At 71.5% G+C, this 24,178-nt stretch carries 24 protein-coding genes and 2 pseudogenes; 17 read left to right on the top strand and 9 right to left on the bottom strand.

What is annotated here, in order from left to right:
• Together BJF79_RS05295 and BJF79_RS05300 are read right to left on the bottom strand one after the other, a co-directional pair.
• Window positions 1-374: IS5 family transposase (locus BJF79_RS05295; RefSeq protein ID WP_143219709.1), on the bottom strand; the 374-nt coding region annotated here is incomplete at its 3' end.
• A gap of 199 nt (window positions 375-573) precedes the next feature.
• Window positions 574-1,644 (bottom strand): ArsR/SmtB family transcription factor, encoded by a 1,071-nt coding sequence (locus BJF79_RS05300; RefSeq protein WP_083733181.1) that lies wholly within the window; start codon window positions 1,642-1,644, stop codon window positions 574-576.
• Between BJF79_RS05300 and BJF79_RS05305 the strand changes: the two genes are divergently transcribed.
• The gene (locus BJF79_RS05305; protein WP_262401566.1) at window positions 1,643-2,248 is read left to right on the top strand and encodes a peptidase inhibitor family I36 protein; all 606 of its coding nucleotides are present in this window, start codon (window positions 1,643-1,645) and stop codon (window positions 2,246-2,248) included. The genes BJF79_RS05300 and BJF79_RS05305 overlap by 2 nt on opposite strands.
• Here the strand turns inward: BJF79_RS05305 and BJF79_RS52810 are convergent.
• The gene (locus BJF79_RS52810) at window positions 2,200-2,679 is read right to left on the bottom strand and encodes a hypothetical protein (protein ID WP_143219711.1); all 480 of its coding nucleotides are present in this window, start codon (window positions 2,677-2,679) and stop codon (window positions 2,200-2,202) included. The genes BJF79_RS05305 and BJF79_RS52810 overlap by 49 nt on opposite strands.
• Window positions 2,680-2,850: 171 nt before the next feature.
• Window positions 2,851-3,078 (bottom strand): annotated as a pseudogene (locus BJF79_RS58540) (DNA translocase FtsK); the annotation flags it as partial.
• A gap of 214 nt (window positions 3,079-3,292) precedes the next feature.
• Here BJF79_RS58540 and BJF79_RS58545 point away from each other — a divergent pair.
• Window positions 3,293-3,703, top strand: coding sequence for a hypothetical protein (locus BJF79_RS58545; protein ID WP_262401567.1), 411 nt, complete (start codon window positions 3,293-3,295; stop codon window positions 3,701-3,703).
• Here BJF79_RS58545 and BJF79_RS05320 read toward each other — a convergent pair.
• Together BJF79_RS05320 and BJF79_RS05325 are read right to left on the bottom strand one after the other, a co-directional pair.
• The gene (locus tag BJF79_RS05320) at window positions 3,700-4,683 is read right to left on the bottom strand and encodes a hypothetical protein (protein ID WP_262401568.1); all 984 of its coding nucleotides are present in this window, start codon (window positions 4,681-4,683) and stop codon (window positions 3,700-3,702) included. The genes BJF79_RS58545 and BJF79_RS05320 overlap by 4 nt on opposite strands.
• Window positions 4,684-5,521: 838 nt before the next feature.
• Window positions 5,522-5,962: a YybH family protein gene (locus BJF79_RS05325; RefSeq protein ID WP_075895280.1), complete on the bottom strand. Its 441-nt coding sequence runs from the start codon at window positions 5,960-5,962 to the stop codon at window positions 5,522-5,524.
• A gap of 710 nt (window positions 5,963-6,672) precedes the next feature.
• On the opposite strand from BJF79_RS05325, the gene BJF79_RS05330 reads away from it, so the two are divergent.
• The 5 genes from BJF79_RS05330 to BJF79_RS05345 all read left to right on the top strand — a co-directional run bounded on the left by BJF79_RS05330 (window position 6,673) and on the right by BJF79_RS05345 (window position 11,746).
• Complete coding sequence (locus tag BJF79_RS05330) at window positions 6,673-7,473, top strand: MFS transporter (protein ID WP_262401578.1); 801 nt, start codon at window positions 6,673-6,675, stop codon at window positions 7,471-7,473.
• Window positions 7,422-7,832 carry an MFS transporter gene (locus tag BJF79_RS58550; RefSeq protein ID WP_262401579.1) on the top strand — a complete coding sequence of 137 codons (411 nt, stop codon included), beginning with the start codon at window positions 7,422-7,424 and terminating at the stop codon, window positions 7,830-7,832. The genes BJF79_RS05330 and BJF79_RS58550 overlap by 52 nt, the downstream gene beginning before the upstream one ends.
• 360 nt (window positions 7,833-8,192) lie before the next feature.
• Window positions 8,193-8,771, top strand: coding sequence for a TetR/AcrR family transcriptional regulator (locus tag BJF79_RS05335; RefSeq protein WP_075895281.1), 579 nt, complete (start codon window positions 8,193-8,195; stop codon window positions 8,769-8,771).
• A 12-nt stretch (window positions 8,772-8,783) separates the two neighbouring features.
• Complete coding sequence (locus BJF79_RS05340) at window positions 8,784-9,578, top strand: MBL fold metallo-hydrolase (protein WP_075895282.1); 795 nt, start codon at window positions 8,784-8,786, stop codon at window positions 9,576-9,578.
• Window positions 9,579-9,931: 353 nt separating this feature from the next.
• On the top strand, window positions 9,932-11,746 hold the full coding sequence (locus BJF79_RS05345; protein WP_075895283.1) for an alkyl/aryl-sulfatase: 1,815 nt from the start codon (window positions 9,932-9,934) through the stop codon (window positions 11,744-11,746).
• Window positions 11,747-11,771: 25 nt separating this feature from the next.
• On the opposite strand, the gene BJF79_RS05350 is transcribed toward BJF79_RS05345, so the two are convergent.
• Window positions 11,772-12,452: a GAP family protein gene (locus BJF79_RS05350; protein ID WP_075895284.1), complete on the bottom strand. Its 681-nt coding sequence runs from the start codon at window positions 12,450-12,452 to the stop codon at window positions 11,772-11,774.
• A 248-nt stretch (window positions 12,453-12,700) separates the two neighbouring features.
• Here BJF79_RS05350 and BJF79_RS05355 point away from each other — a divergent pair, with 248 nt between their 5' ends.
• From BJF79_RS05355 to BJF79_RS05365, 4 genes are all read left to right on the top strand, one after another.
• A complete protein-coding gene (locus BJF79_RS05355; RefSeq protein WP_075895285.1) occupies window positions 12,701-14,011 on the top strand; it encodes a SulP family inorganic anion transporter in 1,311 nt (436 codons plus the stop codon).
• Between the two features lie 85 nt (window positions 14,012-14,096).
• The gene (locus BJF79_RS05360) at window positions 14,097-14,729 is read left to right on the top strand and encodes a TetR/AcrR family transcriptional regulator (protein WP_075895286.1); all 633 of its coding nucleotides are present in this window, start codon (window positions 14,097-14,099) and stop codon (window positions 14,727-14,729) included.
• Window positions 14,726-14,887, top strand: coding sequence for a hypothetical protein (locus BJF79_RS58555; RefSeq protein WP_262401570.1), 162 nt, complete (start codon window positions 14,726-14,728; stop codon window positions 14,885-14,887). Before BJF79_RS05360 ends, BJF79_RS58555 begins: the two co-directional genes overlap by 4 nt.
• A complete protein-coding gene (locus tag BJF79_RS05365) occupies window positions 14,884-15,615 on the top strand; it encodes a crotonase/enoyl-CoA hydratase family protein (RefSeq protein WP_262401571.1) in 732 nt (243 codons plus the stop codon). Before BJF79_RS58555 ends, BJF79_RS05365 begins: the two co-directional genes overlap by 4 nt.
• Before the next feature lie 99 nt (window positions 15,616-15,714).
• On the opposite strand, the gene BJF79_RS05370 is transcribed toward BJF79_RS05365, so the two are convergent.
• Window positions 15,715-16,941, bottom strand: a complete 1,227-nt coding sequence (locus BJF79_RS05370) for an APC family permease (RefSeq protein ID WP_410050052.1) — start codon at window positions 16,939-16,941, stop codon at window positions 15,715-15,717.
• A 146-nt stretch (window positions 16,942-17,087) separates the two neighbouring features.
• Between BJF79_RS05370 and BJF79_RS05375 the strand changes: the two genes are divergently transcribed.
• From BJF79_RS05375 to BJF79_RS05380, 3 genes are read left to right on the top strand one after another with little or no spacing between them, the layout of a single operon-like run.
• Window positions 17,088-17,657, top strand: coding sequence for an ArsR family transcriptional regulator (locus tag BJF79_RS05375; RefSeq protein WP_262401572.1), 570 nt, complete (start codon window positions 17,088-17,090; stop codon window positions 17,655-17,657).
• Window positions 17,654-17,866 (top strand): hypothetical protein, encoded by a 213-nt coding sequence (locus BJF79_RS58560; protein ID WP_262401573.1) that lies wholly within the window; start codon window positions 17,654-17,656, stop codon window positions 17,864-17,866. Before BJF79_RS05375 ends, BJF79_RS58560 begins: the two co-directional genes overlap by 4 nt.
• Window positions 17,863-18,249, top strand: coding sequence for a VOC family protein (locus BJF79_RS05380; RefSeq protein WP_075895288.1), 387 nt, complete (start codon window positions 17,863-17,865; stop codon window positions 18,247-18,249). The genes BJF79_RS58560 and BJF79_RS05380 overlap by 4 nt, the downstream gene beginning before the upstream one ends.
• 87 nt (window positions 18,250-18,336) lie before the next feature.
• On the opposite strand, the gene BJF79_RS05385 is transcribed toward BJF79_RS05380, so the two are convergent.
• Window positions 18,337-18,549, bottom strand: coding sequence for a hypothetical protein (locus BJF79_RS05385; RefSeq protein WP_143219712.1), 213 nt, complete (start codon window positions 18,547-18,549; stop codon window positions 18,337-18,339).
• A 280-nt stretch (window positions 18,550-18,829) separates the two neighbouring features.
• Here BJF79_RS05385 and BJF79_RS05390 point away from each other — a divergent pair, with 280 nt between their 5' ends.
• From BJF79_RS05390 to BJF79_RS05415, 3 genes and pseudogenes are all read left to right on the top strand, one after another.
• Complete coding sequence (locus BJF79_RS05390) at window positions 18,830-19,999, top strand: geranylgeranyl reductase family protein (RefSeq protein WP_262401574.1); 1,170 nt, start codon at window positions 18,830-18,832, stop codon at window positions 19,997-19,999.
• 111 nt (window positions 20,000-20,110) lie between these two features.
• A pseudogene (locus BJF79_RS66520) lies at window positions 20,111-21,877 on the top strand (type I polyketide synthase); the annotation flags it as partial.
• Between the two features lie 88 nt (window positions 21,878-21,965).
• The coding region (locus tag BJF79_RS05415) for an acyltransferase domain-containing protein (RefSeq protein WP_143219713.1) at window positions 21,966-24,178 on the top strand (2,213 nt) is incomplete at its 3' end.

Here is a 24,178-nt window from a genome sequence, read left to right on the forward strand (position 1 = left end):
TGCGCCTCGCCGTGGCGGCGGGCTCCGGCGGCGTGCTGGTGGGCGCGCATGACGGTGGAATCGACGCCGATCTGCCAGGTGATCAGCCCGGCGGCGTCTGCCTCGGCCTGGAGGCGGGCCAGGATGTCGGCCCAGGTGCCGTCACGTTGCCAGCGGCGGAACAGCGAGTACACCGCCCGCCAGGAGCCGTAGCAGGCGGGCACGTCCCGCCACGGGGCACCGACACGCACCCGCCAGCGGATACCGTCGATGAGCTGCCGCTTGGTCCATGTCGAGAGCCGGCCCGGACGTCTGGGTGCGGGCAGCAGCGGCTCCAGCCGCGCCCATTGTCCATCGGTCAGGTCGAACCGCCTCGTCACCGCTAGGGTGGCCACGAGGTCCCCGGTGTTGTTCTTCTTGGTCGATGAACGCTCTACCGGAGACCTCGCTGCGTCCGGCGCACGACACGCCGCCGCTCATCTCACTTCGAAACAGGCTGTGAGTCTTCTTCTGGCTGGTCTGGGATCGGCTGCTCCGACCTTGGTCGTGACTCGAAAAAGGCTTGGCCCCTGCGGGGTGCTCTTCTAGGGATCTCTAGGCGTCAAGACCCTCTCTGGGGCCGTGGTGGTCGGTTGAGACGGCGGGCGCTGGTGTCGGTGTGATCGGCGGGTGGCTGCCGGACAGCAATGCCTCGCCCAGTGCTGTGCGGGTGTGCAGCACGGCTTGGCCTTGGCGTCGGGTGGTGATGAGCCCGGCTTCCCGCAGGATCGCGGTGTGCCTGCTGATCGTGGGCAGTGAGAGTGCGAGCGCGTCGGCGAGTTGCGTGGTCGTCATCGCCCGGTCGAGGGTTTCCAGCGCGGCGGAGCGGGCGCTCCCGATCAGCCGGTCGAGCGAGGCGGACGGCCTCGGCCGCTCCGGGGGGCCGTCGGCGAGCCATCCCAGCCTGTGCTCCACCGGATAGGCGATGATCGGGGGAATCCAGTGCTCGCCGGTCGCCCGGATGTTCGTGGCGAAGAACGACGGGATCAGCGTCATCGGCCGGCCCTCAAGACGGAAGTCGGCCTCGTGTGGGCTGCCGACCGCCAGCACGCCGTACTCCCAGTGCATGAGCTCGGGCGGGTAGCCGCCGAGCCATGCGTCCACGCCCGCGGAGAGCGCGACCTCTCCTTGGCGGGATCGTTCGGCGGTATGGGCGCGCTGCGCGTGCTCGGTGTAGGGGGCGACGGCGATGTCGTAGTACCTGCGAAGGACGGAGCCCAGCCGTTCGAGCGTTTCCACGTCACCGTCCGCCAGCTCCCGGCTCAGTGGGACGGATCGGCGGCCGCGGAGCACGAAGAGTTCGTTCATCTGCGCTTTCAGGGCGGTGCGCGGGGTCGACGCGATCGCGTCCAGTGCGGCGTCCAGGTCGGTGAGGTCCGGCGTGGCCAGCAGGAAGTCCGGCGCGTGGTCGCCCTCGAAGTACAACCGGCCGAGCAGGGCAACCGTGTCCGTCAACTGCGCATCGGCCAGCGCTCTGCGGACCGCGTGGCGCCACGGATCGAACAGCAGCGCATCGCCGCGGCTCCACAAAAGCCAGAGGCTGAAAAAAACATCCCAGAGTGGAAGAGGACGCTGGGCCATGCGCAATCGCCCCAGGTCAGCAGCGTCCAAGTGGAAACGAAGCATGTCCGACCTCCGTCACGGACCAGATCTCTCCCGCACCCTGATCACCAGGTTTGCACGACATTCGAAAGGTTTGAACCCTGGCGACGCGTATCCGTTTACTGCTTTCACCAGCAGCTCCCAGCCACGAGGCTTCGGCTGTTCGAAGGGCTGCAACGTCGAGTGCATGGGAGGAAACATGCCGACCCATACAGCGAATCGTCTTGCTCCGCGCACCGTGGCCGGCGCCGCGATCATCGCGGTCGCCGTCGGCGCGGCGGTGAGCGCGGCGGCGCCCGCCCAGGCAGAGGCCAACCCGCCCGGCTGTCCCCGGGGCTACGTCTGCGGGTACAGCGGCTTGAACCAGACCGGCAGGGTGGTCTTCCGGTCCTTCGGCGACTTCGAAGGGCCGGTATACGCCAAGTCGGTGTTCAACAACGGCGCCCGCTACGCCGGTCCCGACCACATTCAGCTCACCTGGGACTGGCCCGCCTCCCCGGCCTCGTCCAGGTGCCTGCACCGCAACCCTTACCCGGATGAACCCTACGGCGGCCAGTACAAGATCAACATCGGTACTGCCTACAATGCCCCAGTCGTCCTCGGCGCGAGGTGGCGCGGCGAATGCTGAGCATGCCCTCCCGCTGGCGTCGCCACGGTCGGCGAAGAGTCCCCGGGCGCCCGCCGCCGGGGCCCGGAGCCGCATCGTCCGAACAGGGAGGACACCCGGTAGGCGACGGTGATCGCCCCGGTCGTAGCGCTGCGTGGTGATGGGGAGGCGTAGCCGAGCATCGTCTGGACGCGGTCGACGGGGACGTCGGCGTCCAGCAGGGTGGCAGCGGTGGCGCGCAGGACGTGCGGGGCGAGCCGGGCGTGGTCGACGCCGGCGGCGCGCGGTGGTGAGCCGCCCCGGACCAGCAACCGTCCGTCGGTCCGGGGGAAGACGAGCCCGTACGCGGCGCCGTCCTCGAGGAGCGAGACCAGCAGGACTCGAACGCCAGAGCGGCAGCGGGCAGCGAGACGACGAGGACCTTGCCCCCTTGATCTGCACCCGGAGCACACAGAGGGACCTCTACGCAGGTCTATGGGACCGGACGAAAGGTGGCTCTGTGTGATCAGATGTGACGGTCCAAAGCAATGGGACCGCCATGATCCGGCCGTCGGCGAGGGGTGACGGACTCTGAGCGCTCCGGCAGGCCTTGCCCGTGCCCGAGTGGCCTGGGTTGCTCCGGGTCAACCCCCGCCGCGCACTTTCGTGAGCACGCCGGGAAGGTCGTCCCGCTTGGTCAGCACGTCCCACGGCATGGAGCCCTTGCTCGGCCCGACGATGCCGCGACTCTCCATCAGGCCTATCAGGCCGCTGGCCTTGGCGGATCCGACGCGTAGCTTGCGCTGCAGCATCGACGGCGACCCGAATTGGGTGGACACGACCAGTTCGATCGCCTGGACGAACAAATCCATCTGGCCCGTCCAGTGGGCGAGGTTGTGGCGGGTGTTCAGGGTATCGGGGTGTTCGGGACCCAGAACGCGCTGATAGTCAGGTAGCAGGCTTTGCAGGATGGTGACGGCGACGCTGTGGCGGTCGGCCACGCCGTGCTCCACTGCTTGGACGGCGCGGGTCCGCAGGGCGTTGATGGGGTGGTCGGGATCGGTGCGCTGTCTCCACAGGTGGTTCGTGCAGTGGAGCACCCGAGAGGACTGGAGCCTGCAGATCGAGGCATTCATTCCTGAAGACGCCGGCCCCGGCTGGTCCGACGCGATGGCCGCACTGGGCTGGCACCCCTCGGATTCCTCCGACACCGATGGATTGGTCATCGGCCGGTTCCCCAATGCGGGTGCGGAAGAAGCCACGACCGCGGCACGCATGCTGGTCGGCGCGCTCCGGTCCTATGGGGTCGCCTTCGTCGATCTCTGGTACCAGTTGATTTCGCCGGACATGTTCTTGCTCGGGATCGGACTGCCACCCGGCACGGCGAACGCTTCTGACCAGCTCTCCAAGTTCCCGCAAAACCGGCAGCGACGGCCGCACCCGCGACTGCGCCTCGCCGTAGCGGCGCGGGTGCGACCGTCAGCACTGGTTGATTAGCTCGTCACCGCCGATGTCGAACCGTTCGTCCCCGTCGTTGATCCGACACGTGCCGTTGTCTCCGGCACGGCCGTCCGGGTGCGGCGCGCATAGGCGAGGGCGGCGGCGGCCAGTCCCGCCCCCCACACCCAGTAGGCGGGGACGGCCACCCAGAAGAACGTCTCCGGCAGGGCCATGTCGCCGTCGGGTGGGAAAGGGTTGCGGCCGTGCAGCCTCTCCCAGAACATCTGGAGCAGCATCAACCCGAAGTAGACGGTGATCCCCGCCGCGACGCCCACGGCGGGCCAGAGCACGAGCCTGCGGGGGACCGGTCGTCCCCGCAGGGCCGGGATCCAGAACGGCCAGATCCTTCCCCACCGGTGCGCGAGCGACAGCGGCAGCACCGTCCCCGCCAGCAGGAACGCGGCCTCGAACAGCAGCGCCGAGCCTGTGGCGAGGGGTGACTCGCCGAACCCGACCACGGCCTGGGCGGCGATGCGGACGACGCACCCGGTCACCGAGACGTACGCGGCGACATAAGCCCACGGGGGCGTCCGCGTGTAGACGACCGGCGCGCGCCGGCCCTTCCGCCGCTGGTAGGCCAGCGTCAACAAGCCGAGGAGCACTCCGCCGCCCGCGCACGCCGCGCGGCTCAGCGCGCCCAGCGGATAGAACTCGATCCCGAGTCCCGGGAACACCGCGCCGATCACGTCGAGCAGCAGCAGCGCCGACGAGGCGACCAGCGCGAGGCTCGCCGCCCAGGCCGTCCCGAGCAGCAGCCGCCGCGGCACTCCGTCCAGGTCGGTACTGAGCAGAATGAACCCGGCGACGGCCGCGACGGCGCAGAGTACGGCCGCACCCCAGCCGGTGAAGGCCACCAGGTCGCTTTCCACGGGAGACAGCCCGCCGGGCGTCCCGGTCGCGGCCCAGTACACGCGCAGCGCCAAATAGGCCGAGATCCACAAGGGCGCCACCAATGGCACCCGTCTCGTGATCGTCATGCCACGAGCTTCACGCCACGGACGTTCCCCGCGCCTCCCCCGGTCGGTTCACCCGCCTCCCTCTCAGGAATGAATATCGTCGGCTCCGAGGCCGGCAACAGTCCGCTCGACACCGAGGCCGTCGCCATACGTGTTCGGAACCGACAACGCTCGGTACAGCGGGGCTCCTCATATGTCCGGGTGTGGGCGGCCGGCTGAGGACGAAGCGGAGCGGGCGTCCGGTGCGTAGTTCTCCTCCGGTCTCGGCAATCGCACGCTGTCGCCTGCGCCCGCCCGGGGAGTGGCTGGCCCACAGCGGGCGGGCGCCTCTGCGGACCAAGGCGAGAGCCCCCGGGTGAGCGCGGTGAGGATCCACTCGCGGCTGCCCGCCATGAGGTCGACGTGACCGGCGTGGCCGACGTTCCTGGCCTCTGCCCGCATGCCCGTCCGCAGTCCGGGGCGCTTCCGTATAGGTAGGCGTCCTGCCGGTCGACCGTTCCGTCCGCTGACTGGAAGCGGCCCCGCCAGGTGCAGGCGGTGTTCCCTGGGTGGCTGATGCAGTTCCGGCTTTGAGGGCGGAACGTTCCGTGGACGCCCGCGCCCGCTCGCGCTGCACGGATGACCTGGGGAACGCCCAGATGCACTAGGTCGTGTTTAGGAATGTCCGGTGCGGGCGGCGTGTCGCAACGCCAAAGGATCTGACGAACCGGCAGTGGCGGACTGGGGACCGCTGCTGCCCCATGGTGAACGACACGAAGCAGGACGTCACAGATGGTGGCAACGCCGATCCCCTGACCTGTGAGACCAGGTCAGGGGCTGGGCGGGCGGTCGGGGCCTTGGACGCTCCGGTCGGTGCCTCTCAGGGTTCCAGGTCGGCCACGCCCTTGCCGCTCAGCATGTCAATCGGTACGGAGACCTGGTCGTGCGCGATCAGCCAGTCATCGCCGATCTTGCGAAAGCAGTAGGTGACCCGGACCCACATGCCGCTCGTGGCCGTTCCGTTGCTCAGCGTGCCGCTGAACCGGGCGAAGCAGTGCCCGTAGGCGACATCGGCGCCCACGGTGAGCGTCAGGTCGCGGACCTCGTAAGACGTCTCTCGGAAAAGCGTGAACCCGTTCGACCAGTTCTTCAGCTTCGCCGCGATCCCCACGCGCTGCAGCGGCGGCTCGATGTCGAAGGACACGACGTCCGCTGCGTAGACCTGCTCCAGGGCGTTCAGATCCTTGCCCCGGATCCCTTCGACGAGTTTGTCGACCTGCTGCCGGATCTCGGCTTCGTCGACCTCGTGCTGTGCGGGCATGAACACTCCTTCGACCAGTGAGGGGGCTCGGCTTCTCACCCCCTTATGACGAGGTAGCGCTCTGAAGTGTGATGCCTCGCCAGAAGCCGTCAGGAACGCCATCGGCCCTTCGACCGCTCGTGTTCCCCGGCGGGGGTGCTGCGCCTCCCCGTCCCGGTCGCGCGGTGTTTGGAAAAGTTCGAGGCGAACCTGGGGAACCTGCGCACTCGTGAGGGCATGGCGCTGGCCGAGAAGAACGGCAAGCTCAAGGCAACACAAGTTGCCCGAGTCGGCCTGGCGGTCAATCCGGCGCCGGTATGCCGAGGGGTGAGGTGTCCCTGGCGGATCTGGCCACCGAGTACAGCGTCGGCCGTTCCACCGTCCATCGCGTCATCCACGGGCCGTCGGCCGGGCGGAGTTGAAGGTCTTCTCCCGAAAAGGTACGGCGTCCCTGGGCCGACGCGCGCCTGCTCCGGGCGGGTCAGCTGCCGCCGCCTGCACAGACCGGGCCGTCCGGCCAGGGCCGAGTTCACTCATCCGCGCGCGACCGTGTTCACCGATTCGCGTCCTCATCCCGAAGATCGACACCGCGTGCTTGCTGGACAGCGACGATGACGTCTCATTTCCGCCAGCGTCCGGATTCGTTGCTTCCTACGGTCGGTCGGGTGCGAACTGACTTCGGCGCCGCGGCGCCTGCTCCTGCCCGACTCCGCGGGCCCGTCGTGCTGTTCATGTCGGTTGCCGCGGCCCTCGGCACGTCGACCATCTACCCGATGCAGCCGGCGATCGCCGATGTGGCGGACTCATTGGGCGAGCCGATAACCGCCGTGGGGATTGCACTCGCTTGCGGGCCCATCGGCTACATGGTCGGCCTCGGGCTTCTCGTGCCCTTGGTCGACCGCTTGGCTCCTGGGCGCGTCCTCGCGGCACAGTTCGGGATCCTTGCCTGCGCGCTCGCGGTAAGTTCCGCCGCGGGCTCGCTGATCCTGTTGGGCTCTGTGATCGGTGTGGTCGGGGCCTGTTCGGCAGTCGGCGCCGGGCTGAGTTCGGTCGCCGGTCGTCTGGCCGCGCCACAGCGGCGGGCGACGACGTTGGGGATCGTGACCGCTGGCATCTCGGCCGGCATTTTGGCAGGTCGGACCATAGGCGGGTGGCTTGCCGACGAGATCGGCTGGCGGGGGATGCTGCTGGTGTTCGCTGCCGCCTGCGGTCTCGTCGCCGTGTGTTGCCTGGTGACGCTCCCTGCAACTCGCGGCAACTCCGAACGCGGCTACCTGTCCACATTGCGTTCCTTCCCTGGCATGTTCGTCCACCACGCAACCCTGCGAGCGGCCGCTCTCCGTGGCTCCATTTGGTTCTTCGCGTTCTGCGCTGTGTGGGCCGCCTCGCCGTGGCGCTCTCAGAGCCCCCGTACTCTTACTCGGCCGAACGGATCGGCCTGTATGCACTGGCAGGACTCTCGGGCATCCTGGCGACTCAGATCGCGGGCATGTGGACCGACCGCGTCGGTGCCCGCCGCGTCATCCTCGTAGGACTTGTTTTGGCGGCGGCAGCCGCGGCCGTCGTCGGCTTCAGCCTCGCGAATACCGTCGTAACCCTGGTCTGCCTGGCGCTCTTCGACGCAGGGCTGTTCGCTGCCCAGGTGGCTAATCAAAGTGCGGTCCTGGCCATCGATCCCTTGGCGCCGGCGCGATTCAACAGTGCCTACATGCTGGTGTACTTCGTCGGCGGGAGCCTCGGGACCGCCTTCGGCGCTGCGGCAGTCGATTGGTTCGGCTGGCCGGCCACAGCACTGATCGCAGCAGCGGCCATCGGAGTCGCCGCAACGATCACCGTCTTCGTGCGCCCCGCCTCGACGAGTGCGGCAGCAGCCGATCAGGTCGCGCGATGAGGACACCGTTGGAGGTCCCGCTCCCCCGGCGTTCCATGCCTGCAACGCCGTTCCTCGCGTGCACGCCGCCAGTCGGATTATCCCGCCGTGCCCGGTATGGAACCCGGCGGGCGGTCGGCCGGACCCGGAGATCGATCCACCTTGACCCCGGGGACGCATTTGGGAGAACCCCGCGTGTACCGAGTGCCCGCTCCCACGGCTAAAACGCGACCCGATGATCCCTTCTTGGCGTATTCCGGCAGCAGCACTCGCCGTCGCGCCGGGCACGTGCGTCTCGCATCGACCACCCGCATCGTGGCCATGCACGATATGAAGACTGGTCTATTGATTCTGTAGACCAGTCGGTCTAGAGTCGAGGGCATGGCACCTCAGGGGGAAACCAGGGAACGGGTTCTGCGGACGGCGGCCGAGCTGTTCCAGCGGCAGGGATATCACGGCACCGGACTCAACCAGGTGCTCGCGGAGAGCAATGCGCCGAAGGGCTCGCTCTACTTCCACTTCCCCGACGGGAAGGAGCAGCTCGCCGCCGAGTCGGTGACGTTGTCCGGGCAAGAGGTGAGCGAGGCGCTCGCGGCGGCCGTCCTCGCCGCGCCGGACGGGCGCGCCGGCGTCGTCGCGCTGGGCGAGTACTTCGCCGAGACGTTGCTGGCGTCCGGCTTCGGCAAGGGCTGTCCGGTGGCGACCGTCGCCCTGGAGACCGCCGCGAGCAGCGAGACCATCCGCACCGCATGCGACGACGTCTACGGGGCGTGGCAGCAGGGGATCGCTCTCGCGCTGCACGGCTGGGGCGTCCCCGAGGAACGCGCCGAGCCGCTGGCCGCGCTCGTCCTGTCGTCGCTCCAAGGAGCGGTGATGCTCGCCCGCGTCCGGCTGGACGTGGCCGTCGTGCACACGATCACCAACCAGCTCGGCGACCTGGTCGACCAGGCCATCGCCTGAACGGGAGTCACCATGCGCGTCCATCACCTCGACTGTGCACCCATGGTGGAGATCGAGCCCGCCGACGGAACGGACGGCTCGCTGAAGCCCGCCCGGGCCGTCGGTCACGTGCTCCTGGTCGAAACCGACTCCTGCGGGCTCGTGCTCGTCGACACGGGAATCGGCATCGACGACATCGCGGCTCCGTCCGAGAGACTCCACGACGACTGGCTCGGCGTGGCCCGGCCACTGCTCGATCCCGCGGCGACCGCCATACGACAGATCGAGGCGCTCGGCCACTCCCCCGCCGACGTCCGCCACATCGCGCTGACCCACCTGCACCGCGACCACGCCGGAGGGCTCAGCGACTTTCCCCAAGCGGCGGTCCACCTGTTCGAGGCCGAACGCGCGGACGGAGGCAAGACTCCGGCCCAGCTCGCGCACGGCCCCAAGTGGATCGCCTACGAAAGCGGACGCGGAGACACCTGGCACGGGTTCGACGGCGTTCGCGCTCTCCAGGGCGTGCCGGAGGACATCCTGCTGATCCCCCTCCACGGGCACACCCCCGGCCACGCCGGAGTAGCGGTACGCGACGGCGACCGCTGGCTGCTGCACGCGGGCGACGCGTACATGTACCACGGCGAGGTCGACCGGCCCGACCCGCTCACACACCCCTTGATGGACCTCGTCCAGACGGGCGGCGAGACCGACCGCGAGCAGCGTCTCACCGGCGTGGCGCGACTGCGCGAACTGGCTCTCGACGGCGCCGGCGAGGTCGAGGTGTTCTCGTCGCACGACCCTTGGGAACTCCAGCGCTACCGACGTTAGGGGCCGTTGCCCAGCGGCGGTGGTGCCCGATCGGCGCGGCGCAGATTTCGTTTCATTCGCAGGCATCAGACGGAGCGCCGAAGGTCCTGCCCACCTGCGTTCCGGGCGGGGTCAGGCAGACGGCAGGGCCGTCGGGCGCTGCGCCGGCGTCGCATCGTGGCGGTCGAGGTAGAGGAACGCGCCCTGGTGCGCACTGTTGTGGCTGCGGCCTCGGAGCCGGGGCCGTATGCGTGGCCCATCGCGAGGAGATCCGGAGGTACTTCGGGTTCATCGGAACGGTCGGCTGCGGAGTTTGCCGGTTGCTGGGCGGCGATAGGGCCTGTCACTACCGTGGTCGCCGTATAAGGGAGATTATGACGGATCTTCCCTTTGCCGACCGGACCGACTTCGACAACGCCGAGCGCGGGCTGATCGCTTCCTTGTCCCCCGGAGTCGTACGCGACGGCTCCGGGAAGGTGGTGTGGGACAGCGATGCGTTCGCCTTCCTGGACGGCCCGGCGCCTGAGGCCGCGAACCCGTCACTGTGGCGGCAGTCGCAGCTGTGCGCCAAGCAGGGCCTGTTCCAGGTGACCGAGGGCATCTACCAGGTGCGGGGCTTGGACCTGTCGAACATGACGCTGGTGGAGGGCGAGCGGGGCGTCATCGTCATCGACCCGCTCGTGTCGGCGGAGACCGCGGCGGCGGCGCTCGGCCTGTACCGCGAGCACCGGGAGAACCGTCCGGTGACCGCGATGATCTACACGCACTCGCATGTGGACCATTTCGGCGGCGCCGAGGGCATCGTCCCGCCGGGGAATCCCGACGGGATCCCGATCCTGGCTCCGGCCCGGTTCCTGGAGCACGCCGTCTCCGAGAACGTCTACGCGGGCGTCGCGATGGCCCGCCGGGGCATGTATCACACCGGCAGCATGCTGCCGGTGGGTCCTGAGGGCATGATCGGGACGGGCCTGGGGCAGACGGCCTCGATGGGGAAGATCGGCCTCATCCCGCCGAACCGCGACATCACCCGGTCCGGGCAGGAGGAGCGGCTCGACGGGGTGCGGATCGTCTTCCAGCTGACCCCGGGCACCGAGGCGCCGGCGGAGATGAACTTCCACTTCCCCGACCACCGCGCCCTGTGCCTGGCCGAGAACGCCACGCACAACCTGCACAACGTGTTGACGCTGCGCGGCGCCCTGGTGCGCGACGCCCGGGTGTGGTCGCGGTATCTGGACGAGGCGATCGAGTCGTTCGCCGAGGGCACCGATGTGGCGTTCGCCTCCCACCACTGGCCGACCTGGGGCAGGGAGGAGATCGTCGCGTTCCTGTCGGAGCAGCGGGACCTGTACTCCTACCTGCACGACCAGACGCTGCGCCTGACCAACCAGGGGTACACCGGCATCGAGATCGCCGAGATGATGGAGCTGCCGCCCGCGCTGGAACGGGCGTGGCACGCCCACGGCTACTACGGCTCGGTGTCCCACAACGTCAAGGCCGTCTACCAGCGGTACATGGGCTGGTTCGACGGAAACCCGGCCCACCTGTGGGAGCATCCCCCGGTCCAGGAGGCCAAGCGGTATGTGGAGTGCATGGGCGGCGCCTCCAAGGTCCTGGCGCTCGCCCGCGACTACACCGAGCAGGGCGACCTGCGGTTCGCCGCCACCCTGCTCAACCACGTCGTCTTCGCCGACCCCGACAACGACCACGCCAAACGCGCTCTCGCCGAGGTCTACCAAGCACTCGGGCGGGGCGCGGAGAACGGCACCTGGCGCAACTTCTACCTGACCGGCGCGATGGAACTGCGCGAAGGCGTCAAACCCGTGCCGACGAGCATCTCCGGCGGCATGGCCGCGGGACTGTCGGTCGAGCAGGTCTTCGACTCGCTCGCCATCCGCGTCAACGGCCCCAAAGCCTGGGACGAGCATCTCACCATCGACTGGGACTTCCCCGACACCGGCGAAAAGTACCGGATGACGTTGTCCAACGGCACCCTCGTCCACCGGGCCAGGACGGCCGGTACGCGCGGGGACGCCGACCTGCGGTTGACGCTCACCCGTCCCCTCCTCATGGGGCTCCTTGAGGGCAAGGGGACGGACGGAATCGAGTCCGACGGCGACGCCGAGAAGCTGCGCCGCCTCATGGGGGTCATGGACCGGCCGGACGAGAACTTTCCCATCGTCACGCCCTGACGTTCCGCGGAGGCGGCCCACCCGCTCACCCCGTGACGATGGCGATGCCCTTGCCGATGAGGACGACGCCCAGGACGAGCAGGACGACGAACATGACGGTGGCGTTCTCGTGCACCAGCCAGTCCTTGGCCGACAGCAGCCGAGCCTGCACCTTGTCGCGCAGCGCCAGGTAGGCCAGCGCGGGCCCGGCCACGGTGACGCTGCCCAGCGCCACGAACACCGCGATCGCCCCGGCGGTCGCGCCGCCACCGAGCCCGGACCGGCCGATGGCGAGAGCCGCCGCGACGGCCAATGTGAGGTTCTTCGGATTGGCGGCCGACAGCAGCACGCCGAGGCCGAACGCGGTGCCGGACGACAGGCGGTCGATCGCCGCCATCCAGCCGGGCAGCTCAGGGGCCTGGCCGGGAACCGGACGCTTGCGCCACTGACCCGCCGCCATCATCAGGAACAGGACGCCGAGCGCCGCCTTGATCCATCCGACGACCGGCTGCGCCCCCTCGTGGCCGGCCCCCGCCGGATCGGCCACCAGCACCACGACCGTGGTCGCGGCGGCCAAGCCGACGATCCAGCCGAGTGCCAGGCCGGGCGTCGTCCGGCTCGCCGCCGGGGACATCAGCATCAGCACCACCGCGATGATCGGGATCGGACTGAGCGCCGCGCCGATCGCCGACGGCAGCAGTTCACCGATCACCTGCCCGAAACCCACGGCGCCCCCTGCCCGTTCGGTCACAGTGCTCCCCCGCAGGCTGGGCTTTCCCGGGCCGCGCCCGGCGGGAACGGACCATGATCATTCTTTTGCCATTGGTCTGTGAAGGGGCATGTTTCCCTCACTGGCTGGGCTCGGGTCGCCGCCGCGCGGATTGCCTCCGGTGGGCACGGAGATCTTTAGCGGAGGTCAGCGGAGGTGCAGGAGGTACCGATGGATTCCCGGTCCCGTCGCCGGCCGGCGGCCCGATGAAGGCGGTGGTCGCTTCTTGGCCGCGCGGCTACCGGCGATCCTGGCTGCGCGGCGACGTCGTCGCCGGCCTGACCGTCTGGGCGGTGCTCGTCCCCGAAGCCCTCGCCTATGCGACCATCGCGGGCGTCGACCCCGTGGTGGGGCTGTACGCCGCACCGGCCGCGCTCGTGCTGTACGCGCTGTTCGGCTCCTCCCGGCACCTGATCGTCGGCCCGATGTCGGCGACGGCGGCGCTGTCGGTCGCGGCCGGAGTCGCCGCCTCGCTCCTGCTGGACCTGCGGGGGCACGGCGTCGCGCTCGTCGGCCACATCACCGGCGGGCTGCCGCCGCTCGGGCCGCCGCCGGTGGCCGGATCCGACTACGCGGCGCTGGCCGCGGGCGCGGTCGGCGTGGCGCTCGTCGGTTTCGCCGAAGGGCTGGGCGCGGCCAAGACCTATGCCGCCAGAGCCGGGTACGACATCGACCCGAACCGGGAACTCACCGGGCTCGGCGCCGCCAACCTGGGCGCCGGCCTGTGCGCGGGCATGCCGGTGAACGGCAGCCTGTCCAAGACCGCGGTCAACGGCGGCGCCGGCGCCCGCTCGCAGGTGTCGGGGCTGACGGCCGCGGCGCTGACCGTCCTCACGCTGCTGTTCCTGACCGCCCTGTTCGAACGGCTGCCCGAGCCGGTGCTGGCCGCGATCGTCATCGCCGCCGTCGTCGACCTCGTCGACTTCCCCGCGATCGCCCGGCTGTACCGTGTCTGGACCCGGCGGCTGGGCCGGATCTACGGGCCCGCCGCGCGCGCGGACTTCCTGGCCGCCCTCGCCGCGCTCGCCGGGGTCCTGGTCTTCGACACCCTGCCCGGCCTGTTCCTCGGCATCGGTATCTCGCTCCTGCTCTTGCTGTACCGGGCCTCCCGGCCGAACATCGCCGAACTCGGGCGCCTGCCCGGCGGCGCCTGGGTCGATCTGCGCCACCACCGGGACGCCGACACCGTACCCGGCACCGCGGTCGTCCGCGTCGAAGGCGGCCTGTTCTTCGCCAACGCCGAACGGGTCCGCTTCGCCCTGCGCGCCTACGGCCGCCGCGACGAGGTGCACGCCGTCGTCCTGGACGCCGGAACCGTCCCTTTCGTCGATGTGACGGCCGCCGAGATGCTCGCCGGTCTGAACCGGGAACTGGCGAGGGAGGACGCCATGCTGATCGTGGCCCACGACATCGGCCAGGTCCGCGACGTCCTGGCCGAAGAGTCGGGAGACGGGCGCGTGTACCGCACCGTGGACGAGGCCGTCACCGCGGCCGGGGCCGCCGGCGCGGGACGGTGAGCGGGATCGGTGCGCCCTTCACAGTCAGGGCTGACTGTGAGAGGTTGTCCTTCACAGTCATCATTGACTGCGAAAAAGGAGCGGGATGTCCAAGCGGGAGGACCAGCGGGACGCGACCCGGGCGAAGATCGTGCGGGCGGCGGCCGACTCGCTGGTCGAGGCGGGCGCCGCGGCGACCACGACCGTTGAGGTGCAGCGTCGGGCCGGGGTGAGCCGCGGGGCGCTGCTGCACCACTTCGCCACGCACGAAGACCTGTTCGGCGCGGCGGTCGGCGCTCTCGTGCGGCGAAACGAGGACGCGGTGCGCGAGGAACTCGCCGCCGCTCCCGCCGAAGGCGATCCGCTGCTGCGCGCGTTGCGGGTGCTGCGGGCGGTGCTGCGGCGGCCGTCCTTCGGCGCGGAACTCGAGCTGTGGGCGGTGGCCCGCACCAATCCGCGGCTGCGGCAGGTGCTGCGCCGCGCCGAAGGCGCCGCCCGCCCCGACCTGTACCGGGTGGTCGGGGAGATCCTCGGCGCCGAGGTCACCGCGGCGCCGGGCTACCCCCTGGTGGCGGAGCTGACGGTGCAGTTGCTGCGCGGCGTGGCGATCTCCGACGTGCTCTACCGCGAGGACGCCGACCGCGATCTGCTGCTGGAGCAGTGGGTGCGCATCGCCCGCCCGCTGCTGGCCGCTTCCCCGCCGGGCCCGGCGGACCCACGAAACGAGGAGCCATCGTGAGCGAAGAACGGCGGTCCACGATCCGTTACGAGGTCGCGGACCGCAAGGCGTACCTGACGCTCGACCGGCCCGACCGGCTGAACGCCATCGATTTCCACATGCCCGGCGACCTGGCGGCCGCGGTGAAGCGCGCGAACGCGACCCGCGCGTCCACGTGATCGTGCTGCGCGGCGCGGGCCGGGCCTTCTGCAGCGGCTACGACCTGAAGATCTCCGCCGAGGACGGCCAGGGCACCCAGGGTTCGGACGGCGGCGACCCGGTGTGGGACCCGATCAAGGACTTCGCGGTGATGAAGCAGTTCACCGACGACTACTTCACCTTGTGGCGCTCGCTGAAGCCCACCATCGCCCAGGTGCACGGGTTCGCCGTCGCCGGCGGCAGCGACATCGCCCTGTCGTGCGACCTGGTGGTGATGGCCGAGGACGCGAAGATCGGGTACATGCCCGCCCGCGTGTGGGGCTGCCCCACCACGGCGATGTGGGTGTACCGGCTGGGGGCCGAGCGCGCCAAGCGCATGCTGCTCACCGGTGACACCATCGACGGCCGCACCGCCGCCCACTGGGGCCTGGTCCTGGAGGCCGTCCCCGCCGAGGGGTTGCCCGCGCGCGTGGAGGAGCTGGCGGACCGGATGGCGGGCGTGCCCGTCAACCAGCTCGCCATGCAGAAGCTCATGATCAACCAGGCCTACGACAACATGGGCCTGCACGGCACCCAGATCCTGGCGACGCTCTTCGACGGCATCACCCGGCACTCGCCCGAAGGCCGCTGGTTCCAGGAGTTCGCCGCCACCCACGGATTCCACGAGGCGGTCGAGTGGCGCGACTCGGGGCGGTGGATCCCCGAGGGAGGCGGCCCCGTACCCACCGCGGACGACCTGCGGGAATGAACGCGGGCCCGCACGACGCCCACGACGGGACGCGCTGCACCGCGAGGGCGCGGAGCACGCGCTGACGGAACTGCGCGCGGTGGGGCTTGTCGTCGTCGTTCAGTGGACGCGTGTGCGTCGGAGCAGCTTGCGGGTGGCGTACCAGGCGGCGCCGGCGGCGATGACGACGGTGCCGGTGAGCACGGCCGCGGCCGGGAGCGCGAACGCCAGGGCCAGGCACCCCGCCACGCCCACCACCGGGATGGGGCGGGGCGGACGTCCCTCGGCGGGGGCGAGCGTCCAGGCGGAGGCGTTGGCGATGGCGTAGTAGAGCAGCACGCCGAAGGAGGAGAACCCGATCGCGTCCCGGACGTCCACCGTCGCCGCGACGACCGCGACGACCACGCCGACCGCCAGTTCGGCGCGGTGGGGCACCTTGAAGCGGGGGTGGACGGCGGCGAGGGCGTGCGGCAGGTGCCGGTCGCGGGCCATCGCGAGGGTGGTCCGGGAGACACCGAGGATGAGGGCCAGCAGGGACCCCAGTGCCGCGACCGCCGCTCCGGTCCGCACCACGGGGGTCAGCCAGTCCGCATCGGCGGCGCGGACGGCGTCCGACAGCGGCGCGGTCGCCTCGGCGAGGCGGTGCGGTCCCAGGACCGAGAGCGTGGCGACGGCGAGGATCGCGTACACGACCAGCGTGATGCCGAGTGCGATGGGGATCGCGCGCGGGATGGTCTTGCGGGGTTCGCGGACCTCCTCGCCGAGCGTGGCGATGCGCGCGTATCCGGCGAAGGCGAAGAACAGCAGGCCGGCCGCCTGCAGGACGCCGCCGAGGCTCGCGTCCGCTCCGACGTCCGGCCGGGAGAGCGGGGTGGCGCCGGAGGACAGCGTGGTGACCGCGACGGCCGCGAGCACCGCCAGGACGACCGCGACGATCGCACGGGTGAGCAGGGCGGACTTGTGCACGCCGACGTAGTTCACCGCGGTCAGCGCCACGACCGCGCCGACCGCGACCGCGTGGGCTCGGGCGGGCCAGGCGTAGGCCCCCACGGTCAGCGCCATCGCCGCGCAGGAGGCGGTCTTGCCGACGACGAAGGCCCAGCCCGCCAGGTATCCCCAGAACTCGCCGAGGCGCTCGCGGCCGTAGACGTAGGTGCCGCCTGAGGCCGGGTGGCGCGCCGCCAGCCGTGCGGACGAGGTCGCGTTGCAGAAGGCGACCACGGCCGCGACCGCCAACCCGATCAGCAGCCCTGAACCCGCTGCCCGCGCCGCCGGGGCGAACGCGGCGAACACCCCGGCGCCGATCATCGAGCCGAGCCCGATCACCACCGCGTCCCCGGTGCCCAGTCGCCGCGCGAGCCGGTCGTCGCCGGGTCCCGGGCGGGACCGGTCGGAGGCGCCGGACGGCCCGGGCACGCCATCGGGCTGAGACCTGGGCACCGGCGTCTCCTCATCGGATGATCCATCAAATAGGTTTGATGTATCGTCGGTGGGTGAGGTCGTCGCGTCAAGCCACCCCGCCGTTCGTGCGGCTGGCCGCCCATCCGCTGCGGTGGCGGCTGCTGACCGAACTGGCCGCCGGGGACCTGCGGGTACGCGAACTCACGGCGTTGACCGACGCGCCGCAGAACCTGGTCTCCTACCACCTGCGGCAACTGCGCGACGGCGGCCTGGTCGCCGCCCACCGCAGCAGCTTCGACGGCCGTGACAGCTACTACCGGCTCGATCTGGACCGCTGTGCCCAGGCCCTGGCCGACACCGGCACCGCCCTGCACCCCGGCCTGGGCCGGGCCACGTCGACGGCCCCGCCCGGGGCCGAGCAGTCCTGGCCCGACCGGACCGTGTTGTTCGTGTGCAGCGGCAACAGCGCCCGCTCACCGATCGCCGAAGCGCTGCTGCGCCACCGCACGGGCGGCCGGATCACCGTGACCAGCGCCGGCAGCCGTCCCGAACCGAGCATCCACCCGCTCGCCGTGCGCGTCCTGCGCGAGCGGCACGGCATCGACATCGGCGGCCGCGTCCTCGCCGGCTGGCGCTCGACGGCCCCGGCTTCGACTTCGTGATCACCTTGTGCGACAAGGCCCGCGAGGACTGCCCCGAGTTCGACGACCGCACCCGGCTCGTCCACTGGAGCATCCCCGACCCCGTCGCGGCAGGCGGCGGTTCCGAGCGGGGAGCCTTGGCCGCCTTCGTCCACACGACGTCCGACATCGACACGCGCGTCCGGCATCTGCTGCCCGTCCTCGCCCGGCCACCGGAGGTCCGCCCATGAGCACGCCCACCGAGTACGCGAGCGTCCGCTACCTCGTCGACGACGTCCAGGCCGCCGTCGACTTCTACACCGCCCACCTCGGCTTCACCGTCGGCTTCAGCGCCGCGCCCGCCTTCGCCGACGTGGTCCGCGGGCCGCTCCGGCTGCTGCTGTCGGGCCGCACGTCCTCCGGTGCCCGCGCCACACCGGCCGACCTCGGCACCCCGGGCCGCAACCGCATCCACCTGGTCGTCGACGACCTGGACGCGGAGATCACCCGCCTGCGCTCGGCGGGCGTCGCGTTCCGCACCGACGTCGTGTCCGGTCCCGGCGGACGCCAGATCCTGCTCACCGACCCCGCCGGCAACCTCGTCGAGGTGTTCCAGCCCGCCACCCGCCCATAGGGGCAGGCCAAGTAGGGGGCCGGTAAGGGACGGTTCATGAGTCTCAACAAGGAAGCAAGGTTTCAACCTTGCTTCCTTGTTCGCTTCTCAGTCCGCGGCGGACCGGGCCGCGAGGACGGCGTAGGCAATGGAACAGTCGACCTTCGGCCTGCGGGCGGCCTCGGTCACCGACACGCCCTCCTCGCCCACCAGGCGGTGGAGCATGTCCGGCTCGGCCGGGCACAGCAGGCGGGGCCGCCCGATGCGCTGCTCGCCCGGCGGCGTTCGGCGCGCAGGCGCATCGAGTCGGAACTCGGGCACCTCCCCGGGCTTCAGGAGTGGCTCCCCCGACGTGAACCGCACCCGGTAGAGGTCGACTGACCGAGCACGACCGCTTCGGTCGGCCCCGGCCCATGCAGAGGTCTTCCAGCATCTTTGATGACTACTCTATGTAACTTTTTGGATACGGTAAGTAATTAGCAGGGCGGGACATATGTCTGGGGACGGCACGAGCGAGAAGCGTTCACGATCGGGGCACCTCCGTGGCGCGCCTGCCCTAGCCGTCGTGATGCCGGCTTCCAACCTCCCCGGGACGGAGCGCATGCGAGCACATCGAACCTCATCGACGCCAGAGGCGTGGGACGTCGTGGTCGTGGGGGCCGGTCCGGCCGGTACCAGCGCGGCCCGGGTCGCGGCGGAGGCCGGGTGCAGGGTGCTCCTGCTGGAACGGGCGCGGATGCCTCGCTACAAGACCTGCGGCGGTGGCCTGATCGGTCATGCTCAGGCCGCGCTGCCGGACGGCTTGACGGTCGGGGTGCGCGACACGATCGATTCGTTCACGTTCAGTCATGTGGGGCGTCGGCGGCGGACGCTCGCGTCCTCGGGGCGACGGCCCTGCCTGATGGTGTTCCGGGACGAGCTGGACGCCGCCCTGGCCGATGTCGCGGCCCGTGCGGGCGCCGAGGTCCGCGACGGCGTCGCGCTCGCGGGGGTGGAGGAGGACGAACTCGTCACCGTGCGGACCTCGGGCGGCGGGGCCGTGCGTGCGAAGGCGCTGGTCGGCGCGGACGGCAGTGCGAGCCGGATCGCCCGCCATATCGGGGTTCGTTACGAGCAGACCGACCTGGCCCTGGAGGTCGAGGTGCCGGTGAGCGGCCGGGCCGCCGACGGGTGGCGGGGGCGGGCGGAGTTCGAATGGGGTCCGCTGCCCGGGTCGTTCGGGTGGGTGTTCCCCAAAGCGGACATCTGCACCGCCGGTGTGGTCGCCGCGCGCGGCGAGGGCGGCGCCACGCGTACCTACATGCGCGAGTTCCTGGCCCGGCAGGGCCTGGACGGTGCGACGCCGCTGCACGACACCGGACATCTGACCCGGTGCCGCCGTCCGGAGTCGCCCCTGGCCCGCGGCCGGATCATGGTGGCGGGGGACGCGGCCGGGCTGTGCGATCCGTGGTCGCGGGAGGGGATCTCCTTCGCGTTGCGGTCGGGGCGCTGGGCGGGGAGGGCGGCGGCGCGGATGGCGGACGCCGACGCGTCCGGTGTCCGGCGGGCCGGTGCCGACTACGCCCGGGCGGTCCTGACGGATCTCGGTGCGGAGATGGCGGCCTCGCGCCAGGTGATGGACCTGTTCCTGCGGCGTCCCGGCGCGGTTCACGGCGCTCTGACCAGGGTGCCGCCGGTGTGGCGGATGTTCGACCGGTACATGCACGGCGAGACGACGATTCCGGCGCTCATGGGGCATCCGGCCGCCCGGGCGGCCGTCCGGTTCCTGTAGGCCTGCGGACGCGGACCGTAGAGAAAGGACCTTCTGGTGAGCCTGACCGACGGCGCTCGTGCCCAGGTACCGGTGGCGATCGTGGGGGCGTCCTGCAGGGCGCCGGGCGGGGTGGCCGATGTCGAGGGGCTGTGGGAGCTGCTGCTGGACGAACGCGACGCGGTGGCCGGCTGCGACCCGGACTGGCGGTGGCCGCGGCACGAGCGGGTGGTCCCCGCCGACCTGGCCGACGCCCGGGCGGTGCACCACGGGGCGTTCCTGCGCGACATCGACCTGTTCGACCCGGGCTTCTTCGGGATTCCGGTCAACGAGGGGGCCGGCGTCGACCCGCAGCATCGGCTGCTGATGGAGACCACGTGGGAGGCGCTGGAGAACGCCGGCATTCCGCCGCGTTCCCTGGCCGGCACGCAGACCGGCCTCTTCATCGGCATCTCCAACACCGACTATTCCCGGCGGTTCACCCTCAACGACGTCGACATCTACCAGGGCATCTCCTCGGTCCACTCGGGCGCGCCGGGACGGATCTCCTACATCCTGGACGTCAACGGCCCGTCGATCGCGGTGGACGCGGCCTGCGCGTCCTCCCTCGTCGCGGTCCACCTGGCGTGCCGTTCGCTGCATTCCGGCGAGAGCGACCTGGCCTTGGCCGGCGGGGTGACCGTGCAACTGGAATGGGCGGGGCTCATCGGCTTCGCGCGGGCCGGGGCGCTGTCGGCGCGGGGACGCTGCGCGGCCTTCGACGCGGCCGCCGACGGATTCGTGCGCGGTGAGGGCTGCGGCACGGTGGCCCTCAAGCGGCTGCCCGACGCGGTCCGCGACCGGGATCCGGTGCTGGGGGTGATCACGGGGACGGCCGTGAACCACGCCGGCCGCGTCCAGGGCATCACCCAGCCTTCGCGGGCCGCGCAGCAGGCGGCGATCGTCAAGGCGCTGCGCACCGCCGGGGTCGCCCCGGGCGAGGTCGGGTACATCGAGGCGCACGGCACCGGCACGCCGGTCGGGGATCCGATCGAGTTCGCCGCGCTCAGCGGCGCCTACGGGCGCGACGGCGCGCCGTGCGCGCTCGGCTCGATCAAGACCAACATCGGGCATCCGGAGAGCGCGGCGGGCGTGCTGGGGCTGATCAAGGCGGTGACGGCCGCGCGGACCGGTCTCATCCCCGCCAACCTGCACTTCAATAAATGGAATCCGGCCATCGACGCGGCCGGTACCCGCTTCTACGTTCCCACCGGCAGGGTCGACTGGGACGAGACGTCCGGGCCGCGCCGCGCGGCGGTGTCGTCCTTCGGGGTGACCGGGACGAACGCGCACGTCATCGTGGAGCAGCCCCCCGCGGTCCCGGCGGCGGCCACGGTTCCGGAGCCGGGCCGTACGCGCCTGTTCGCGGTGTCGGCGGCGTCCGCGGGCGGCCTGGCGGCCACGGGCGCGCGGCTGGCCGGCCATCTCGAGACGGCCCGGCCCGCCGTGCGGGACGTCGCCCACACGCTGGCCCTGCACCGCAGCCATCTGGCGCGCCGCGCCTGCGTGCTCGCCGCCGATCACGACGGGCTGCTGGACGGTCTGCGTTCGCTGGCGGACCCGCACCGGGACGGGACGGACGACGCCCGGGTGATCGACGGGGCGCCGCGGCGGCCGGGCATGCCGGTGTGGGTGTTCTCCGGGCACGGGTCGCAGTGGGCGGGCATGGCGCGCACCCTGCTGGACGGCGATCCGGCGTTCACGGCCGTCATCGACCGGCTGGAGCCGCTGGTGGCGGACGCGGCCGGGTTCTCGCTGCGGGCCGTGCTGGGTTCGGGCGAGTGCGGCGAACGCATGGACGTGGTGCAGCCGCTGGTGTTCGCGGTGCAGACCGGGCTGGCGGAGATGTGGCGGCGGTGGGGGGTGCGTCCCGCCGCCGTGGTCGGCCACTCGATGGGAGAGGCCGCCGCCGCGGTCGCCGGCGGGCGTCCTGACGCCCGAGGACGGCATGCGCATCACCGTGGCCCGGTCCGCGATGCTGCAGCGGGTGGCCGGGGGCTGCATGGTCAGCGTCGCGCTGCCTGCCGAGCGGGTGGAGGCCGAGATCGAGAAGGTGCCGGGCGTCTCGGTGGCGGTGGTCACCGCGCCGTCGGCGACGGTCGTGGCCGGGCCCGGCGAGGCCGTCCGGGAGGTGGTGGGCGGCTGGGAGGAACGCGGCGTGTTCTGCCGGCGGATCTCGGTCACGGTGGCGGCGCACTCGGCGCAGGTCGACCCGATCCTGGACGATCTCGCCCGCGAGACGTCCTGGCTCGCGGGCGGACCGCCGCAGGTGCCGTTCTACTCCACCAGCCACGACCCGCGGCGGCCGGTCGCCTTCGACGCCGCCTACTGGGTGCGCAACCTGCGCGAACCCGTCCGGTTCGACCTGGCGTGCCGGGCGCTGCTGGAGGACGGGCACCGGTCGTTCGTGGAACTGTCCCCGCACCCGCTGCTGCTGTCGGCCGTGGAGGAGACCGCGGCCGCGCTGGCCGCGCCGGTCGTCACCGCGCCGAGCCTGCTGCGCGACGAGGACGCCCGCGAGTCGATGTGCCGGGCCGCGGCCCGGCTGCACGTGGCCGGGACGCCGGTGGATCTGCGCGCCGTCAACGGCGACGGCGCGCGCGTCGCCCTTCCGGTCACCGCGTTCGACCGGGCGCGCTTCTGGGTGGAGGAGAGCGACGCCGGTCGCGGCGGGCGCGGTCACATGTGGCTGGGCGACCGCGTGAGCCTGCACGACCGGGACGCCGAGGACCGTACCCGGCACGTGTGGAGCGCCGATCTGGGCACGGCCCGGGTCGGGTGGCTCGCGCAGCACACCCTGCGGGGCGACGCCGTGGTGCCCGGCGCCGCATACGTCGAGCTGATGCTGGCCGCGACGGGCGAGTTGCTGGACGCCGCGACCGGCCGGCTGCGCCTGGACGATGTGCGCTTCGAACGGCTGCTCCCGCTGGCGGACTCGGTGCCGGTCCACGTCACCGCCACCGCGACCACCGGCGGGCGGCGGGTGAAGGCGGAGATCTCGCACCGCGCCGGGGGGACGTGGGAACGCATCGCGAGCGCGGTGGTCACCTGCGCCGAGACGGCCCCGGACGAGCGGCCGCCGCTCGTTCCGCCGCACGACGACGCCGCGGCGCCCGAAGGGTTGTACGAGCGCTTCGTGCGGATCGGCCTGGACACCGGCCCGGCGTTCCGTTCCATCGCCGCCGTCGCCCCCGGCGGGGTGCGGCGGGTGCGGGTGCCGCCGGAGGCGGTCGTGCGGGCGGGGGCGCCGCGCGTGCATCCGGTCCTGCTCGACGGCTGCATCCTGTCGGTGGCCATGGACCTGGTGACCGGCGACGAGGACGCCTCCGGCGAAGGCCGTCCGTGGCTGCCCTCCCGGATCGGGTCGGTCGTCCTGCCCGACGACCCCGGCGCCATCGCCTGGACCAGATGCGAACTGCGCCGGGACGGGGACGAGACCGCCACCGGCCGCGCCGACCTGTACGCCGAGGACGGCCGGTGGGCCGGAGCCCTCGAGGATCTGCACTTCGTCAGGACGCCCCGGCCCCCGGCCGCGCAGGTACTGAACAACCGGCTTTTCGAGATCGTCTGGCGGGAGGCGCCGCCCGTCCCGGAACCGGCGGCCGGCACCGGGCGCTGGGTCGTGATCGGCGAACCCGGGGACGGCGACCGCACCGCCGAGCGCCTGGCGCGGGCCATGTCCGTCGGCCCCCACCCCGTCGCCCTCCACGAACTGGACGAACCCGGCGACGTCGAAGGTTCCGGGGGCGACGCGGCGAACGTGGTGTGGTGCGCCACCGGTGCTCTGGACGGACTGGAGCGGGTCGACCGGGTCCTGGCGTTGCTGCGCGGCGACGGGCGGCCGGCGCCGCCGCGGCTGTGGCTGGCCAGCACCCGGGCCCGGCCGGTGCTGGACGACGACCCGGTGGACCCCGACGTGTGCGCGCTGCGCGGCCTGCTGCGGGTCGCCTCGTTCGAGCATCTCGGCACCATCGTCGGCTGGGTGGACGCCGACGCCGTCGACGACCTGGCCGCCGAGGTGCTCGCCGGTGACGACGACACCGAGGTCGCCTGGCGGGCCGGGCGGCGCCGCGTGGCCCGGATCGCGCGGGCGCCCTGGCGCCGCGCCCGGCCCGCCGGGCACGGCCGTGGACGTCACCGCCGGGGGACAGGAGTACGCGC

Source organism: Actinomadura sp. CNU-125 (assembly GCF_001942465.1).
In the GTDB taxonomy this organism is placed as follows: Bacteria; Actinomycetota; Actinomycetes; order Streptosporangiales; family Streptosporangiaceae; genus Spirillospora.

What these genes read in the sequence shown, in the direction of transcription:
- BJF79_RS05355 (WP_075895285.1), top strand. Translation starts at nt 12,701, where the DNA reads ATGAAGGCGGTGGTCGCTTCTTGGCCGCGCGGCTACCGGCGATCCTGG.
- BJF79_RS05305 (WP_262401566.1), top strand. Translation starts at nt 1,643, where the DNA reads ATGTCCGACCTCCGTCACGGACCAGATCTCTCCCGCACCCTGATCACC.
- BJF79_RS05360 (WP_075895286.1), top strand. Translation starts at nt 14,097, where the DNA reads ATGTCCAAGCGGGAGGACCAGCGGGACGCGACCCGGGCGAAGATCGTG.
- BJF79_RS05345 (WP_075895283.1), top strand. Translation starts at nt 9,932, where the DNA reads ATGACGGATCTTCCCTTTGCCGACCGGACCGACTTCGACAACGCCGAG.
- BJF79_RS05340 (WP_075895282.1), top strand. Translation starts at nt 8,784, where the DNA reads ATGCGCGTCCATCACCTCGACTGTGCACCCATGGTGGAGATCGAGCCC.
- BJF79_RS05390 (WP_262401574.1), top strand. Translation starts at nt 18,830, where the DNA reads ATGCGAGCACATCGAACCTCATCGACGCCAGAGGCGTGGGACGTCGTG.
- BJF79_RS05335 (WP_075895281.1), top strand. Translation starts at nt 8,193, where the DNA reads ATGGCACCTCAGGGGGAAACCAGGGAACGGGTTCTGCGGACGGCGGCC.
- BJF79_RS05380 (WP_075895288.1), top strand. Translation starts at nt 17,863, where the DNA reads ATGAGCACGCCCACCGAGTACGCGAGCGTCCGCTACCTCGTCGACGAC.
- BJF79_RS05330 (WP_262401578.1), top strand. Translation starts at nt 6,673, where the DNA reads ATGTCGGTTGCCGCGGCCCTCGGCACGTCGACCATCTACCCGATGCAG.
- BJF79_RS05325 (WP_075895280.1), bottom strand. Translation starts at nt 5,962, where the DNA reads ATGCCCGCACAGCACGAGGTCGACGAAGCCGAGATCCGGCAGCAGGTC.
- BJF79_RS05320 (WP_262401568.1), bottom strand. Translation starts at nt 4,683, where the DNA reads ATGACGATCACGAGACGGGTGCCATTGGTGGCGCCCTTGTGGATCTCG.
- BJF79_RS05300 (WP_083733181.1), bottom strand. Translation starts at nt 1,644, where the DNA reads ATGCTTCGTTTCCACTTGGACGCTGCTGACCTGGGGCGATTGCGCATG.